Source organism: Anaerofustis sp. LCP19S3_F7 (genome assembly GCF_052119445.1).
Lineage (GTDB): Bacteria > Bacillota > Clostridia > Eubacteriales > Anaerofustaceae > Anaerofustis > Anaerofustis butyriciformans.
On sequence record NZ_JBQKFF010000009.1, the window covers coordinates 1 to 16,467 of the forward strand.

The window sequence follows — 16,467 nt, forward strand, 5'->3', positions numbered from 1 at the left end:
ATCGTCGGCAGCGTCAGATGTGTATAAGAGACAGCGTTTATATGATATTTCAGATAGTAAGATAGTGTAGGTGATAGTATACATATATTAATATTTAACGAATAGTAAGTTTTAATGCAATAAAAATTTTACGGAATATAAAGTTATATATATTTTAAAATGACTAAAAAGTAAGGAGATTTTTGCATTATTTTTATATAAAAATAATGTTACAAACAATATGTAAAAATGTAATAACTATATTTATGGTTGTGTTTATATGTAATATATGTACAATATATAGTATATAGTTATTTTTTTATGTGAAATTTGTGTGTATTATGTAACTTTTAATTGAAAAAAAATGGAAATAATGATATATTTATTGTAGATTATTGTCTAAAGAGGATTAAGCTTTAAAGGGGGTGCGACCGTGACAAAAATAAGAAAAAATTTAGGAACTTTTATTTTAACAATTTTATGTTTATTAATGGTTTTTAGTTTTCAAAATTTCAGTGTTGTAAATGCTGCTTCGGGATTAGAAGACGAAAACCAAACAAAACTTGATCAGGCTACTGGTGTAGATACTGATGGGGACGTTTTTAATGTAGAAGACGATGATATTGGAAAAGTTGAAAGTAACGGAGTTTCAACTTTTAGTTCAAGAAGTTCTTCTGTAAAAATTGTAAACTTTAGAACAAAAGGTAATGCAGTAACTAATTATACAGAAGTTTCAACTGGCGTTTCTGGATATACTAATGGTGCTTATGGTGCAGATGCGGCTTATTTAGGAACAAGTAACGGAAAAGTTAAATTCATGCTTTCAGGTGTTGTTGGTTGGGTAGATGCCGATGATGTACAAGTTATTGATTTTTCTAGTGCAAAATCTTCAAGTTGTTATAAAGTATCAGCTGGAAGGCTTATTCATTATATTACATGTGATATGACTACACCTGGACATGCTACATCTTTGGATAATGGCAAAGCTCCATCATATTTGAAGAGCGGAACGACTTATTATAGTTATGATGGACATTATTTCTATACAAGTTATAGTACTATGCTTAATGATTATACTAAAGGTGTACGTACAAATTCTGTAAATAAAAGTAATCCATACTATAATTATTTTCAATACCTTCCTTTAAGAAGTGAAACATCATATAGTTCAAGTTCATTAAATACATTATTAAATAAAAGAATAAGTGATTATACATCATTTTCTTCAAAGATGAAAAATACTGCAAGTACATTCTTAAAATATCAAAATACATATGGTGTAAATGCTCTTTTATCTATTGGTGTAGCCGGTAATGAAAGTGCATGGGGAACAAGCTCTATTTGCAAAAATAAAAATAACTTATTCGGTTTAAATGCTGTTGATAGTTCTCCTGGAACAAGTGCTAGTACATATGCAAGTATTGATGAATGTATAAAACAATTTACTGAATCTTATATGTCAAAAGGTTATCTAAATCCAAATGACTGGAGAATGAAAGGTGGATTTTTAGGTAATAAAGGAAGCGGTATCAATGTAAGTTATGCATCAGACCCATATTGGGGAGAAAAAGCTGCAAATATGGCATATTCTTTAGATAAAAATGGTGGAAAAAAAGACGAAGGTAAATATACTATTGGTATAAAAGATACAATTAATACAGTTCATAATAGTGTTAATGTAAGAAATAGTGCAAGTACATCAGGTAAAGTATTATACAATACTGATACATATTCAAATTATGCTGTTTTAATTTTAAATTCAAAAGCTACAAATTCATTCTATAAAATTCAAAGTGAACCAGTACTAAATTCTTCTAAGACAGCAATAAGCAGTAGTGGTAAATATGATTTTGATAATATGTATGCTTATATTTCTTCTGATTATGTTACTATTGTAAATAATGGAAGTGCGACTGTAAGTAAAACATTGTCATCAATTTCAATTTCAACTGCACCAAATAAAACAACATACACAGCTGGAGAAACTTTTGATGCAACAGGAATGGTTGTAAAGGCAAAATTCAGTGATGGAAGTACAAGTGATGTTACAAAAAATGTAAAATATTCAACATCTGCTTTAAAAACAGGAACAACAAGTATAGCAATTAGCTATACATATGACGGAGTTATAAAGAGTGTTAATCAAAGTATAACAGTAAAAGATCCTGTAACTGTAAGTAAAGTTGTGATAAATCCAGAAACTATTGATTTAGAACAAGGAAGTAGTAAAACTTTTGGTGTTTCTGTAACAGGCACAGGAAGTCCTGCACAAACTTTAAAATGGAGTATAAGTGGACAAAAAAGTTCTGATACAACAATTAGTTCTACAGGTTTATTAAAAATTGCTTCAAATGAAACAGCTAAAACAATAACAGTTAAAGCAGTTTCAACTCTTGATTCTACAAAGAGTGCTACTGCAACAGTTAATGTTGTTGTGAAAGAAGATAATGATAATAGTGAAGTTACTAATCCTGATAAAGATGACAACACTTCTCAAGGCGGTGGTGATTCTGGTTCATCTGTGACTGATCCTGACAATGGAGATCAATCAGGTGATGGCGGAGATGTTACAAAACCTGAAGAAGGTGATAATCAAGGAAATACAGACGGTTCATCTAATAATGGTAATGAAGATAATAAAGTTGAAGTTATAGAACAACAACTTGAAGATAAAAATACAGGTATATTTGTTAATGGTGTTTTACCTACAGATACAAAATTATTAGTTGAAGAAATTAACGAACAAGATAGTCATTATGATCAATTAACTGCAGGAGTAGAAAGTAACACAATTTTAGGTGTATATGATATTTCTTTAAGTAATGAATTAGAAGAAGGACAAAGTGTTTCACTTGGTTTTAATGTAGATGAAAAATACAATAATGAAGAGGTTGTAGTACTTCATTTTGCTGAAGTTGATGGCGTAGTATTTACAGAAACATTTAAAGCTAAAGTAGAAGATGGTCAAGTAAAAATAGATGTTGATGGATTCTCTCCTTATGTTATTGCATTAAACGATGCAAATAATAATAACAATAGTATGTCTACAACAGATGATCCAAAAGATGATGCTAACAATACAAACGATAACGACAATAAGGGTGATAATGCTATAACAAATAATAATGATAATAACGGTTCATCAGGTGATAAAAGTAATGTAGAAGTAGGTAAATCAGAAGATTCTGTTGCAAACTCACAAAGTCAAAGTAGTGATAATAATGCTCAAAGCAGAAGTGTTGAAACAGTTAATACAGCTGATGAAAATAATATAGCTTTATGGACTTCATTATTTGTTCTTTCAGCTATTGCTTCTATAACAATAAGTTTTGTATTAATTAAGAAGAATAAATTAAACTAATAAGAAATAAATGAAAAAAGTAAAAAAAATAAAAGAACAAGTTGGATTAATCCTTCTTGTTCTTTTTTATATTGCAATATAAATTGTTTGAATATTGCAAATAATCTGAAATTATGGTAGAATAAAATAACTATTTTTATATAGTAATAAAAATTTAAAGGGGTACTTATTATGAAGAAAAAATTTGTAGTATTACTTGCTTTGATTTTAATTGCGGGCATGACTTTAACAGGTTGTGGAAGCAAGGAATCAGAAGTAAAAAATGATGAAAATACTTTTGTTGTAGGTTTTGATGCAGAATTTCCACCTTATGGATATAAAGATTCTGATGGAAATTATGTAGGTTTTGACTTGGATTTAGCACAAGAAGTTTGTGATAGAAATGGTTGGACACTTGTAAAACAACCTGTTGATTGGGATTCAAAAGATATGGAAATTGATTCTGGAACAATAGATTGTATTTGGAATGGTTTTACAATGAATGGTCGTGAAGATGATTATACTTGGACTGAACCTTATATAGATAATAAACAAGTAGTTGTTGTTTCAAAAAGCTCAGGAATTACTGATTTTGCTGGACTAAAAGGTAAAACAGTTGAAACACAAAAAGATTCTTCAGCTTTAGCAGCATTACAAGGAGATCAAAAAGATTTAGCAGCAACTTTTGCAACACTTACAGAAGTTGCAGACTATAATTCTGCTTTTATGGATTTAGAAGCAGGCGCTTGTGATGCAATAGCAATGGATATTGGCGTAGCAAATTATCAAATTAACTCAAGAGGAAAAGCATCTGAATTTATTATTTTAGATGAAATTATTTCTTCTGAACAATACGCAGTTGGATTTAAAAAAGGTAATACAGAACTTAGAGATAAAGTTCAAGCAACATTAGATGAAATGGCAAAAAATGGTACTATAGATAAAATAGCAGAAAAATATGCTGATTTCGGTGTACCTGGTTCACTTTGTATCGGTAAATAACATAGATTAAAATTATTAGGAGTATGACTGTATGGATTTAGGAACAATGTTTAGTGAATTAAGCAGTGGGATGATAACCTCTATTGAGATATTTGTCCTAACTTTGATTTTTTCTCTTCCTTTGGGTTTAATTATAGCTTTTGGACGAATGTCAAAAATAACACCAATTAGATGGTTATTTAAAATATACATATCAATAATGAGAGGAACACCTTTAATGCTTCAATTAATGGTTGTATTTTGGGGACCTTATTATATATTTGGTATGCAGATTTCCAGCAGTTATAGAATGGTTGCGGTACTAATAGGTTTTGCAATAAATTACGCCGCATATTTTGCGGAAATTTATAGAGGTGGTATAGAATCTATGCCTGACGGACAATATGAAGCTGCTAAACTTCTAGGATATAATAAAGTTCAAACTTTCTTTATTATTATTTTCCCTCAGGTAATAAAAAGAATTCTTCCTGCAACAACGAATGAAGTTATTACTCTTGTAAAAGATACTTCACTATCATTTGTAATAGCAATACCAGAAATGTTTACAGTTGCAAAACAAATTGCAGCAGCTCAATCTTCAGTTGCGGCATTTATAGCAGCAGGAATTTTCTATTATATATTTAACTTTGTTGTTGCTTTTGTAATGGAATATATTGAAAAGAAATTAAGCTATTATAGATAAGGAGAAATATCATGAGTTTACTTGAAATTAAAAATTTAAAGAAGAGTTTTAATGGTGTTGAAGTTTTAAAAGATATTTCTCTAAGTGTTGATAAAGGAGAAGTTCTTTGTATAATTGGACCTTCGGGGTCTGGTAAATCCACATTACTTAGATGTGCCACAAATCTTGAAAAAGAAGACAGCGGTACAATTTCATATGATGGGACATTTGGACTTGTATTTCAAAGTTTTAATTTATTCCCTCATCACTCAGTTATGAAAAACATAACAAACGCACCTATTAAAGTACAAAAAAGAAATAAACAAGAAGTTTATAAAGAAGCAAGAGAGCTTTTAAAGAAGATGGGGCTTGAGGATAAAGAAAATGCATATCCTTGCGAACTATCCGGTGGACAGCAACAAAGAGTTTCAATTGCAAGAGCTCTTGCAATGAATCCTGACATATTATTCTTTGATGAACCTACTTCTGCACTTGATCCTGAACTTACAGGAGAAATACTTAAGGTAATAAAAGACCTTGCAAGTGAACATATGACAATGGTCATTGTAACTCACGAAATGGATTTTGCAAGGAAAGTTGCTGATTACATAATATTTATGGATAATGGTTATATTGAAGAACAGGGGACTCCTGAAGAAGTATTTAGCTCTGAAAATAAAAGAATGAAAGCTTTTCTTGGTAAATTGAAAGCTGAATAATTTAAAGAGGTGATAAAACACCTCTTTTTTTGTTGACAAGTAAAATATATAAGTATAATATAAAATTTGCAAAGATAAAAACACAGCGCGGTTGGTAGTCCGGGCATAACTATAGTTATAAGTAACCTGCCTCCTTGGTTGTCCGTTCTTTGTTTAATAAACAAAAGGAGGGATTTCTTTGGATGAAGTAAGGGTAAAACTTACGGTATATTTTGAAAGTCCATTTTATGTGGGAGTAGTGGAAAGACGTTTTAATAAGACTTTTGAAATTTGTAAAACTACATTTGGAAAAGAGCCTACGGATAATGAAATTTATGAGTTTTATAACAATCATTATTCTAGATTAAAATTTTATCGTGCTTACAATTTTGAAAGTAACATTAAAAAAGTAACTAATCCTAAAAGAATTAAAAGAATGATTAGTAAGGAAATGAATGGGAGAAGTATTTCCACAAAATCACAAGAGCTTCTAAAGATGCAATATGAATCAAGAAAAACTAATGTAAAGAAAAATATAAAGTTAGAAGCAAGACAAAGACAAAAGGAACTTTTCTCTATGAAACAAAGAAAGAAGAAAGAAAAACACAGGGGTAAATAACCTGTGTTTTTTATTTTACATTTTACGTCTTATAATGTAAAATAAAGATGTTAAATTGAAATAAAAGAGGTATATATGAAAAAGAAAGATATAATTAAACTTAACATAACAGAAAATGTATCAATGGAAAAATCCATGGGGTATTATGAAGATAAAAAAGTTCTTGTTAAAGGAGGACTTGCCGGACAGGTTGCGAAAGTATTCATAAAGAAAGTAAGAAAAAACAGAGCCGAAGGAAATATTAACAAAATAATTAAGAAGGCTGATTATGAAATTGAGCCTATGTGCGAAAAGTTTGGAATATGCGGAGGATGTTCTTTCCAAAATATTTCTTATGAAAAGCAACTTGAATTAAAAGAAAATTATGTAAGAGGACTTTTTGATAAGGCAGGTATAGAATACGAAGAGTTTCTTCCTATTATTGCATCTCCAAAAGAGGCAGAATACAGAAATAAAATGGAGTTTTCTTTTGGTGATATGGAAAAGGATGGACCGTTATGTCTTGGAATGCATGAAAAAGGGAAACATCATAATATAGTTTCAACAGAAAATTGTCTTATTGTTGATGAAGATTACAGAAAAATATTATTTAATACTTTAAATTATTTTACTCAAAAAAATATAAAACATTACAATAAATTTTCTAAAAAAGGAGCTTTAAGACATTTAGTAATAAGAAAAGCATTATATACTGGAGAAATACTTGTAAATTTAGTTACTACATCACAGGATAAAATCGATACAAATGAATATAAAGATATTCTTTTAAACTTAGATTTAAAGGGAGAGATTGTAGGAATAATGCATACTATAAACGATTCTTTTTCAGATGCTGTTTTAGCTGATGAAATAAATATTGTTTATGGCAGAGATTATATAATGGAAAAATGCTTGGGACTTGATTTTAAAATTTCTGCATTTTCATTCTTCCAAACAAATACTCTTGGCAGCGAAAAATTATATAGTGTTGTAAAAGACTTTATCGGTGAAGATAAAAGCGATGTAATACTTGACCTTTACTGCGGTACAGGTACAATAACTCAAATTTTAAGCGATAAAGGAAAAGAAGTTTACGGTATTGAAATTGTTTCTGAAGCGATTGAAGTAGCAAAGGTAAATGCAAAATTAAACGGAATAGATAATTGTAAATTTATATGTGGTGATGTTTTGGAGGAAGTTGATAAAATTGATGTAGAATCAGATCTTATAATTCTTGACCCACCACGTGCGGGAATTCATCCAAAAGCAATAGACAAAATAATCTCTTTTAAACCTAAGAAGTTTGTTTATGTAAGCTGTAAAGCAACTTCTCTAATTAGGGATTTACCTTTCTTTATTGAAGCAGGGTATGAAGTTAAGAAGGTTAGAGCTGTTGATATGTTCCCTCAGACAGGTCACGTTGAGACGGTTGTTCAGTTGGTTAGAAAAAAGCCGGATACATATATCGACATTACCGTTGATATGGACGAACTGGATTTAACATCATCCGAAGCAAAGGCAACTTATGAAGAAATCAAAGATTATGTGTTTGAAGGATTTGGTTTAAAAGTTTCATCGCTCAACATAGCACAAGTTAAAACCAAGTGTGGGATTATTGAGCGAGAGAATTATAACAAGCCGAAATCCGAAAACGTTAAACAGCCACAATGCACAAAAGATAAAGAAGAAGCTATTATGAGTGCTTTAAGGCATTTCAAGATGATATAATTTTGGAGGTAATCACTATGTATAATAAAATCCTGTCAGAAATATCCCAAGAATACTACCAACAAAATTATCCAAATGACGGACAGAGATTTGTTGCTTGGTATCTTCGCAACATACATAACCTCGATACATATGAAACAAAAGACTGCATTACCGACGGTGCTGGCGATAAGCAAATTGACGCTGTATATATCGATAATCAATCGTCCACTATTTACATAATTCAGGGCAAGTTTTATAGCGGTGATTCTGTGGATTCTGCACCTTTACGAGAAGTACTTTCTTCCTGGATTCAAGTAAAAGATTTAATTCATCTACAGGATGGAGCAAACCACAAACTGCAAGTTAAAATTAATGAAATGGCAAATGCTATTGAAGATGATTACGAAATTTGCTTTGAACTTATTACTACATCAGAACTTACAGAATCGGCAAAAGCAGACCTCGCTGCTTTTCAAAGAGAACTCGCTGAGAGTGAAGTGCTACAAGCTAACCTCAATGTAATCGATAATGATACTCTAAAATTTAAATATGATGAAGCATTAAATAAGAACAGACCATATATTAATCACGAATTTGTGCTTGAAAACGGAAAATATATGGAACTTGCTATCGGAGATACAAAAGCTGTTATAGTGGCTTTACCTCTTAAAGAATGCATTAAAATTCCGGGAATTAAAGATGGGAGCTTGTTTCGTAAAAATGTTCGTCAATCATTAGGTACAAGCAATAAAGTAAATAAAGGCATTGCTCAAACTATAAAAAAGAATGCAAGTGATTTTTTCTTCTTACATAATGGTATAACGGCAATCTGTTCGCAGATGACAATTCACGATAAAATATTATCGGTGAAAGAGCTGAATGTTGTAAACGGTTGTCAATCGCTTAACACAATGTTTAGCTGCAGTGAATCGGCGAAAAAGGCAGATGACGCTTATGTAATGTTTAGATTTTATGAAATCAGCGATCCGGATAGAGCAGATAATATCAGCACTTCAACTAACAGTCAGAGCGCTGTTAAAGCAAGAGACCTTCGTAGTAATGATAAATCGGTTCTTGCGTTGAAAAAAGCTTATGAACAATTCTATACTGACGGATACTTTGTTACTAAACGTGGCGAAAAAGTAGATTCGGTCAAGTTTAATACTTCTCACATTGTTAATTTGACGGACTTAGGAAAACAGCTTATTGCTTGGCATTCACAAAGGCCTACAATCTCATATAGTGAAACAAAAATATTCGACAAGTATTTTGACCAACTATTTCACAGAGAATACTCCCCGGAAAATGTTCAGGCTTTGAATGTGATGTTTAATAAACTTTATGAAAAGTGGAATAAAGATAACCCAATGGGATTAAATGAAACGCTTTTAGCAATGAAAGCCTATGCCCCATATCACCATCTTTATTCAATTTCTGTTATTTTATGTGAGATTAACAAGATGAATGATTCCGTTCCGTCGCCTTCTGTTGCTTTGAAAAAGCTTACCTCTGAAAATCTATTAGATAACGTTATAGATATGGCTGGTAACTGTTTAAATATGGCTATTGAAAACGCATCGGCAGAAGCAATGGACAACGGAAAGATGTTCGTTCCTCAAAACTGGATTAAATCAAAAGCTTCTTTAAAAGACATAAGAGGTGCAATCCGCAATTATTTAACAACACTCAAAATGATGCCGAACGGCAAACAAATCCTTGAAAACTTGAACAATGGATTAAGTATGGATAAAGATAATTTTGAAGCACGTTGGACTGCGGATTAATCCACACATTCGACAAAATAAAGACCTCCTTGTAAAATGGTGTTACCAAATACAAGGAGGTTTTCTTATGAGCAAAGAACTTGAAAATCAAAAATTAAATTATGTAACACAGGGCGATTATTGCTTGCCTTGCATTAGAACGAAAGAGCAAAATGAACTGCATATCGGCGTGTGGGCAAACCGACACAGACAGTATCTTAAACAACATCATCGTATCAGATACTATAATCTGCTCACATCGGAAAAGTTGTACCCTTATCTTGCCGACATTGAGGAACAAGCAGAAGCAATGTTTTCACAGCTTGTCAAATCACTTGCCGAAAAGGAAAATGTTACAGAAAAACTGAAAGTGGATAACCCGATGCTATGGGTACAGAAGATGAATAACATTCGTAATCGTGCAATGGAAATAGTGGATAGCGAGGTGATTTTTGTATGAGAAAAACCGTAATATTCACAATGATATTGACTCTCATTTTTAGTACGGTTGGTTGCACTGTCCATAGCGAGCCGGGCAAAAAAGCTGTTGAAAGTTCATCGAGTAATCCCGTATTTGACATAGCGCAAGCGGAAGAATTGTCCGAGAAAACCATAAACGAAACCGTTGATAAAAGTACCTTTGCGGAAGAAACAACACAGACGACTGCCGCTGAAACCGGTACAGAAAAGGTGCCAAATGAGCCGATTTTTTCTCAAGCCACAACAGCGAATAACGAGCCGAAGCAAGATACTCATACGCAAACAGAACCGCCCAAAAGCGAAAAATCTGAGCCTGAAATCACAACAAATACTGTTTCGGAAGTCACGACAGCAGATGAACAAAGTGAAGAATTTGATATCAACTATTGGATTTTTTATGCTCAGAATTATGCTCAAAGTATTGGGTTAACTCTTGATGAAACAGCCACCGAATGTTGGGACAACCCCATATCTGCTAATGCAAACAACAAAAATATCGGCTCAGATATTGAAGGCAGATTGAATAGATACAAGAATATTGAAGGCTTTACTTTTGTGTGGATATGGGCAGAAAAAATATCCGATACACAGTATGAACTCTATATCGGATATGCATAAAAAATTGAGCACGGATTGCAGAAATACTCTGTTGTCCGTGCTTATTTTTTGTTTGATATTTAATTTTGAATGTAAAATTGCCACAGATAAAAATGTGCGTTCAATCTTAGCGAGCAGACCGGTTGGATAACCAAACGGTAATCTGCCCGCTTTCTGCACATACTGAGCGAGCAGACCGGTTGGATAACCAAACGGTAATCTGCCCGCTTTCTGCACATACTGAGCGAGCAGACCATTTATGGACAGGTTGTCCAAAACGGTGCTGTCGCTCGTGCTTTCAGCGAGCAGTGAGCAGTGTATTTGGGCAGCCCACTCCCAAATACATCGTTAGGGACACCCTAAGACCTGTAGATTTATATTTGTATTTATAGATTAAAATTTTTTAACAGTTGATAATGCCAAATTTCCTGTTAACGTTTTGGCTTCAATACCATCCATTTGTTCAATACACAATTGATTATATTGCTCCTTTGAGAGCTTTGAATACACATAATTCTCGTTAGAGTCTTTATATAGTTTAAAACCCAATAATAAAAATATAGGGCATAGGTGAACTATATCAGCATACATCATCACTATACCAAAGAATACATAAATAATAATATTGATTAACCAGCCATACCAATTTAAATCAATGGTCAAAACTGAAACAATATATGGAACAAGAAATGATGCTACTTCGTATGTTACATTATTTTTCAATGTCGCCTTACAGCGTGTATTCGGTCTGACTTTTTTCAGAATTAAAATAACCAGAGTAGAGATAAAAATGAATCCAAATAATACAAGTATGATTTCTCTTGATTCTGAAAAATTCAATTGTATTTTTTCTATAAAAGTCACATCTTCTTCTCTTGCCTTGAATAGAATTTTTATTATTAAAATCGGATACAATACTATATATGAAGCTGTATATATCATCCATTTAGAAAAATTGGTAAGCATTATATTTCACCCTCTATTTTTGCAACACCAGTTCTCTGTGCTAATAGAGATTTAAAATATGCATCCGAAAGTAAGTTAATGATGTGAAAAAGTTGAGAACGCTCTTTATAAATTATTTTCCCTTCTTCATCAAAATCCAAGTCTAATTCCAGCTCAGCAACAATTTCCGGAACCTTATCATAGTTATCAAAGAATAAAGGTAAGCGTTCTTTAGTCATTATATTAGTAAATCTTTTCATAATACGTATGTCATTCCTACAATCATCTGCAAACTGTTCAATATTACTAATAACATTTTTTGTGAGAATCTCTCCAAGGGCTTCATTTGTTTTCTTTAAAAACTCATCTCTGTAACTGAATACCCTTTCAAGCGAAATATGATTAAATAAGTATATCTTGCCTTCAAATACTATCATGTCGATAAGTTCATCTATGCCTAGGAAATCATTATCTATTACATTTAACTCGTTGTCGATAATTCTAGTTAAAAACCCTTGTCTCAATTTTTTTAATTTCTGAAACTGTCTAAACATATACACCGTTTTTCCATCGTATGAAATTTCAATACAATAAAAATCGATTTTTTCAATTCTTAGAGAATTCATTTCTTTGTTAATATTTTCTTCTGTTATACTATTTAAGAAATCTTGGAATAGCGGAATTTCTTCGGTACTTATGCTTTCTAATTCGCCATCTAAAACGCCTAAAGGATTATAATCAACTAATTTGAGCGAATCAAGTTGTTTGTCCACATATGGAAAGATAGTGTTAAATAGTTCGGTTTGAACTGCTCCTGATATCGACGGATTATGTGTAATATACTTTGATATGCTACTGTTAGATTTGCGAGAAAAATAGATTTTAACTACATTTCTTGGCTGATTAGATTTAATTTTGTCAATAAATTCTTTTAAATTATTCATAATTGCTCCTTATATTTTTTGCAATACTTTTTATTACCGGCACCACTACCGTGTTTCCTGACTGCTTATATATACTTTTTATCGGTATATCCGGAAAATCAAATGTTGCCGGAAACCCCTGTAAAGCAAGACACTCTTTCGGTGTTATTGTTCTTATCCCGAAGTTGTCTTTGATAATAGGTACACGGTTATACCACGTTCCCATATTTGCTTTAAGCGTAAAAGATATGCCGTCATTACTTTTTTGAATGCCGTAATCGGAAAATCTGTATATTTGATTTTTATCGGTAATTGCGGCTTTCATTTTTTGATATTGTACCGACTTTTCATCAAGATAGTATTTATCGTCTGCACGAATAGAACGGTCAATAACATCAAATATATGCTTTTTCAAAGGCTGTTCTTCGGGAAATTTGAATTTGTTGCACATATCAAAATCCTTGAAAGCAACGATATATGTTCTTGTTCTGTGCTGCGGTATTCCGTAATTACAGGCGTCTGCAATAATGTATCTTATGTAATAATTTCTCTCGGACAGTTCGTTGTGAATACGGTTAAATGTTTTTCCGTTGTCGTGTTCCGTAAGGTTTGCAACATTCTCAAGAAAAATTACTTCCGGTTTCTTTTCGTCCGCAAATCTCATTATTTCAAAGAACAGATTGCCTCGCTCATCTTCAAAGCCTTTCTTATTTCCGCACACCGAAAAGGATTGACACGGAAAGCCAGCAGTCAAAATGTTGAAATCGGGGATAGACGAAGCCTTGATTTTTCTTATATCGTATTCGGACAGTATCGTGTCGGGGAAATTATGTTGATATGTTTTACAGGCATCTTTATCTATTTCATTTGCCCAAACAATTTCAAATCCCGCTTGTGCAAACGCTAAATCTATTCCTCCAATACCTGCAAATAAACTACATACTTTGGGTTTAGCAACTGTCATTTTATGAATCTTACCTGTAAGTTCAGCTTAAGATAATACCTTCCGTTATCTTTGTAAATAGAACCGAATTCGTGACGTGATGTGCTTGCGGTTTCGAATTTTGTATTATTTATCAAATATGTTTCAAATTCGTTTCTGTTAAACAGATGGTAACACAACACCTCTCCGTCTTCTCTTACTATAATATATCCTCCCGTTGCATCTGCGGTACCGTCCCAAACTTTTGACGGAAGCATACCAAGAGCGCATTCGGCAAGGAATTTTTTGAATTTATATTCGTAAAACGGATGACCCTTTGATAAATCATATCCGATAGGATTATGTAAACCTAATGATTCAAGAGAATTCTTTACGGTATTGACCCCGGATGAATAATACTCTTTAAGCATATAAGCACAAATTTTCGGTAGGTCTCCGTCAATAAGTTGCAAATTGCTTTCAAAAATGCCGTTTTCCATTGAGTTGTATTTAATGTCACAGTAATTACTGTTTAGTACATCAAACTTATTCTTGAATTTCTTTGAGCAGGTATTAAACTCATTCATTACATCATCATTGATATTACCCGTTACTTCAAAAATAAAGTTTGTTGTTTTACCGGCATTAACAAGAGTAGAAGGACTGCCCAATCTTGATTTTATACTGAATCCTTGAACGGTTTCATAGCCTGTATTTATATCGTGAATTTTTATTCGAATATCGGCTTTATCGGTTGATTTTGCTTTAAGAACACCGATTTTAAGAATATCAAGAAATTCTTCTGTATCGGGCAGTTCAAAGGCAGAAGCAGTCGTACATATTATTTCTTGATAAAGAACATCGGCGGCATTTTTGAATTCACTGCAAGGCAATGTGAGCAATATGTTATTATCATCGGTTTTTACAACAGAAATTGTATCGTCAACCCTGTTTATTCTAAACTCAAGATTGCCTATCGGTTCGGAACGAATTATGTTTATAATGTTATAAAACATATCGTCTTTTTTATTAAGTTCGGCATCCGCCGCATATAATTTTTTCACTTCAAGCAAACGAAGAAAAGCATAAATTTCACTCCATTCGCCTTTGTTACCAGATAATTTAGGCATTTTCAAGTACCTCCTTAATTTGCTTTGCAATGGCTTCAATAACATTTACCGTAACACTGTTTCCGAATTGTTTATACAGATGAACATCTGCAAGCGGAAGATTGAATGTATCGGGAAATCCTTGTAAACGAGCCCACTCACGCGGAGTCATTTTTCGGATGCCTTCTTTATTAATTTCACCTTTGATATGTGTTGTAGGTGTTAAATCCTTTTGACGCTTATCTATAAGCAGATTTCGCTCTCTGCCCATTCCGCCGCATACTATTGCACCTGCTATACCGTCCCACTCTCGGATTTCATATCCGAAACCGTTTCCCTTCGCTTCGTGACGAGCTTTATGTCTTCGTAAGGTTTCTACATAAACATCACTCAAATAGTATTTTGCGGGTACCGGTTTTTCCTCAACAATATCTTTAATTCGTTTTGTATCGTCGGTTGCCTTTGGAAATTCAAATTCTTCCGGCGCTATATCGTTTCTGAAAGCAACAATATATATTCTTTCTCTGTTTTGAGGAACACCGAAGTCCTTACTGTTCAAAACTTCGCTGAATACTTTATATCCCAAATCTTCAAATGTTTTTCTGATTATTTCAAATGTTCTGCCCCTGTCGTGAATTTTAAGCCCTTTAACATTTTCACAAAAAATTACTCTCGGTTTATGATACTCGCAGATTCTTGCAACATCCATAAACAAAGTACCTCTGCAAAGTCCTTTGTAATTATCGTCAAAACCTTGTCTTTTTCCCGCAAGACTGAATGCTTGGCAGGGAAATCCGGCAAGACAAATATCGAATTGCGGTATATCTTTTTCATTTATTTTTGTTATATCTCCGGCAATCTCAAAGTTATCGTAAAAATTGGCTTTGTATGTTTTCTGTGCATATTCATCCCATTCACTTACAAAAACAGTACTGATTTCATCCCCGAATGCTCTGTCAAATCCAAGGCGAATGCCGCCGATTCCCGCAAATAAATCAATAGATTTATATTTAGCCATTATTACTTTTTACCGTCCTTTCAATTTCATCGGCACACGCCTGTAAGTTCTTTTTGATGTCATTACCCCAAAATCTCAACACCGTCCAGCCTGAATTTTTGAGTGTTTCATTAACCTCGTTATCTCGGGCGATATTTCTTTCGATTTTGGGAATCCAAAATTCTTGATTTGATTTGAATTCATTTTTCTTGTTGTTCCAATCGTAACCGTGCCAAAACTCGCTGTCACAAAAGACCGCAACTTTTTTACCGATAAAAACAATATCTGGATTTCCAAACACCTTCTTGCAATTCTTCTGATAGCGCAAGCCCCTTGACCAAAGTTCTTTTCTTAACATTACCTCAATTTTTGTATCTTTGGATTTAACCTGTTGCATATTGTAAGTGATTTGCTCTTTTGTTTTATGCATCGGTTTTTTCCTCGCTGTCGTTATAAAAGCCGCATATATCACCTATATCACATTCGAGTGTCTCGCATATTTTCATCAGAACTTCCATACTGACAAGTTCGTCCTTACTGAGTTTTGCAACGGAATTACTGCTTATATGGGCCTGTTCTCTTAATTGATATTTTTTCATCTTTTTATCAATCAATATTTTCCATAGTTTATCGTAACTTACTTTCATAACTGACCTCCTTGCCGATATGAATCTATTATAACATCAAGCAGAGCAATTTTCAATACAATAAGTTTGCAAACACCAATATTTTGTATTTACAGT

The 16,467-nt window shown here is 32.7% G+C and carries 16 protein-coding genes; 9 read left to right on the forward strand and 7 right to left on the reverse strand.

Translation table 11 applies throughout. The features are described 5' to 3' along the window. The first annotated feature begins 412 nt into the window (after window positions 1-412). From ACTQYZ_RS08445 to ACTQYZ_RS08485, 9 genes are all read left to right on the forward strand, one after another. A complete protein-coding gene (locus ACTQYZ_RS08445; RefSeq protein WP_441416386.1) occupies window positions 413-3,340 on the forward strand; it encodes a glucosaminidase domain-containing protein in 2,928 nt (975 codons plus the stop codon). Window positions 3,341-3,511: 171 nt separating this feature from the next. Then, window positions 3,512-4,321 (forward strand): transporter substrate-binding domain-containing protein, encoded by an 810-nt coding sequence (locus tag ACTQYZ_RS08450; RefSeq protein WP_441416387.1) that lies wholly within the window; start codon window positions 3,512-3,514, stop codon window positions 4,319-4,321. A gap of 31 nt (window positions 4,322-4,352) precedes the next feature. Continuing rightward, window positions 4,353-5,003 carry an amino acid ABC transporter permease gene (locus tag ACTQYZ_RS08455; RefSeq protein WP_138269190.1) on the forward strand — a complete coding sequence of 217 codons (651 nt, stop codon included), beginning with the start codon at window positions 4,353-4,355 and terminating at the stop codon, window positions 5,001-5,003. An 11-nt stretch (window positions 5,004-5,014) separates the two neighbouring features. Continuing rightward, window positions 5,015-5,701, forward strand: coding sequence for an amino acid ABC transporter ATP-binding protein (locus tag ACTQYZ_RS08460; protein ID WP_138269189.1), 687 nt, complete (start codon window positions 5,015-5,017; stop codon window positions 5,699-5,701). Window positions 5,702-5,879: 178 nt separating this feature from the next. Next, window positions 5,880-6,299 (forward strand): YjdF family protein, encoded by a 420-nt coding sequence (locus tag ACTQYZ_RS08465; protein ID WP_441416388.1) that lies wholly within the window; start codon window positions 5,880-5,882, stop codon window positions 6,297-6,299. A 75-nt stretch (window positions 6,300-6,374) separates the two neighbouring features. Next, window positions 6,375-8,006, forward strand: a complete 1,632-nt coding sequence (rlmD, locus tag ACTQYZ_RS08470; protein ID WP_441416389.1) for a 23S rRNA (uracil(1939)-C(5))-methyltransferase RlmD — start codon at window positions 6,375-6,377, stop codon at window positions 8,004-8,006. Window positions 8,007-8,365: 359 nt separating this feature from the next. Beyond that, on the forward strand, window positions 8,366-9,772 hold the full coding sequence (locus tag ACTQYZ_RS08475; protein WP_441416390.1) for an AIPR family protein: 1,407 nt from the start codon (window positions 8,366-8,368) through the stop codon (window positions 9,770-9,772). Between the two features lie 67 nt (window positions 9,773-9,839). Then, window positions 9,840-10,211: a TnpV protein gene (locus tag ACTQYZ_RS08480; protein ID WP_441416391.1), complete on the forward strand. Its 372-nt coding sequence runs from the start codon at window positions 9,840-9,842 to the stop codon at window positions 10,209-10,211. Next, the gene (locus ACTQYZ_RS08485) at window positions 10,208-10,849 is read left to right on the forward strand and encodes a hypothetical protein (RefSeq protein WP_441416392.1); all 642 of its coding nucleotides are present in this window, start codon (window positions 10,208-10,210) and stop codon (window positions 10,847-10,849) included. The genes ACTQYZ_RS08480 and ACTQYZ_RS08485 overlap by 4 nt, the downstream gene beginning before the upstream one ends. A 372-nt stretch (window positions 10,850-11,221) precedes the next feature. Here the strand turns inward: ACTQYZ_RS08485 and ACTQYZ_RS08490 are convergent, their stop codons facing one another. The 7 genes from ACTQYZ_RS08490 to ACTQYZ_RS08520 are packed head-to-tail and all read right to left on the reverse strand — an operon-like array spanning window position 11,222 to window position 16,371. Beyond that, window positions 11,222-11,794 carry a hypothetical protein gene (locus ACTQYZ_RS08490; protein ID WP_441416393.1) on the reverse strand — a complete coding sequence of 191 codons (573 nt, stop codon included), beginning with the start codon at window positions 11,792-11,794 and terminating at the stop codon, window positions 11,222-11,224. Beyond that, entirely contained in the window at window positions 11,794-12,717 is a 924-nt protein-coding gene (locus tag ACTQYZ_RS08495) for a Kiwa anti-phage protein KwaB-like domain-containing protein (protein WP_441416394.1), read from the reverse strand. The genes ACTQYZ_RS08490 and ACTQYZ_RS08495 overlap by 1 nt, the downstream gene beginning before the upstream one ends. Continuing rightward, entirely contained in the window at window positions 12,710-13,660 is a 951-nt protein-coding gene (gene dcm, locus ACTQYZ_RS08500; RefSeq protein WP_441416395.1) for a DNA (cytosine-5-)-methyltransferase, read from the reverse strand. The genes ACTQYZ_RS08495 and dcm overlap by 8 nt, the downstream gene beginning before the upstream one ends. Next, window positions 13,657-14,748 (reverse strand): HpaII family restriction endonuclease, encoded by a 1,092-nt coding sequence (locus ACTQYZ_RS08505; protein ID WP_441416396.1) that lies wholly within the window; start codon window positions 14,746-14,748, stop codon window positions 13,657-13,659. Before ACTQYZ_RS08505 ends, dcm begins: the two co-directional genes overlap by 4 nt. Next, window positions 14,741-15,745 (reverse strand): DNA cytosine methyltransferase, encoded by a 1,005-nt coding sequence (locus tag ACTQYZ_RS08510; RefSeq protein ID WP_441015467.1) that lies wholly within the window; start codon window positions 15,743-15,745, stop codon window positions 14,741-14,743. The genes ACTQYZ_RS08505 and ACTQYZ_RS08510 overlap by 8 nt, the downstream gene beginning before the upstream one ends. After that, complete coding sequence (locus ACTQYZ_RS08515; RefSeq protein ID WP_441416397.1) at window positions 15,738-16,154, reverse strand: very short patch repair endonuclease; 417 nt, start codon at window positions 16,152-16,154, stop codon at window positions 15,738-15,740. Before ACTQYZ_RS08515 ends, ACTQYZ_RS08510 begins: the two co-directional genes overlap by 8 nt. Then, complete coding sequence (locus ACTQYZ_RS08520; RefSeq protein ID WP_441416398.1) at window positions 16,147-16,371, reverse strand: helix-turn-helix domain-containing protein; 225 nt, start codon at window positions 16,369-16,371, stop codon at window positions 16,147-16,149. The genes ACTQYZ_RS08515 and ACTQYZ_RS08520 overlap by 8 nt, the downstream gene beginning before the upstream one ends. Between the last annotated feature and the right edge of the window lie 96 nt (window positions 16,372-16,467).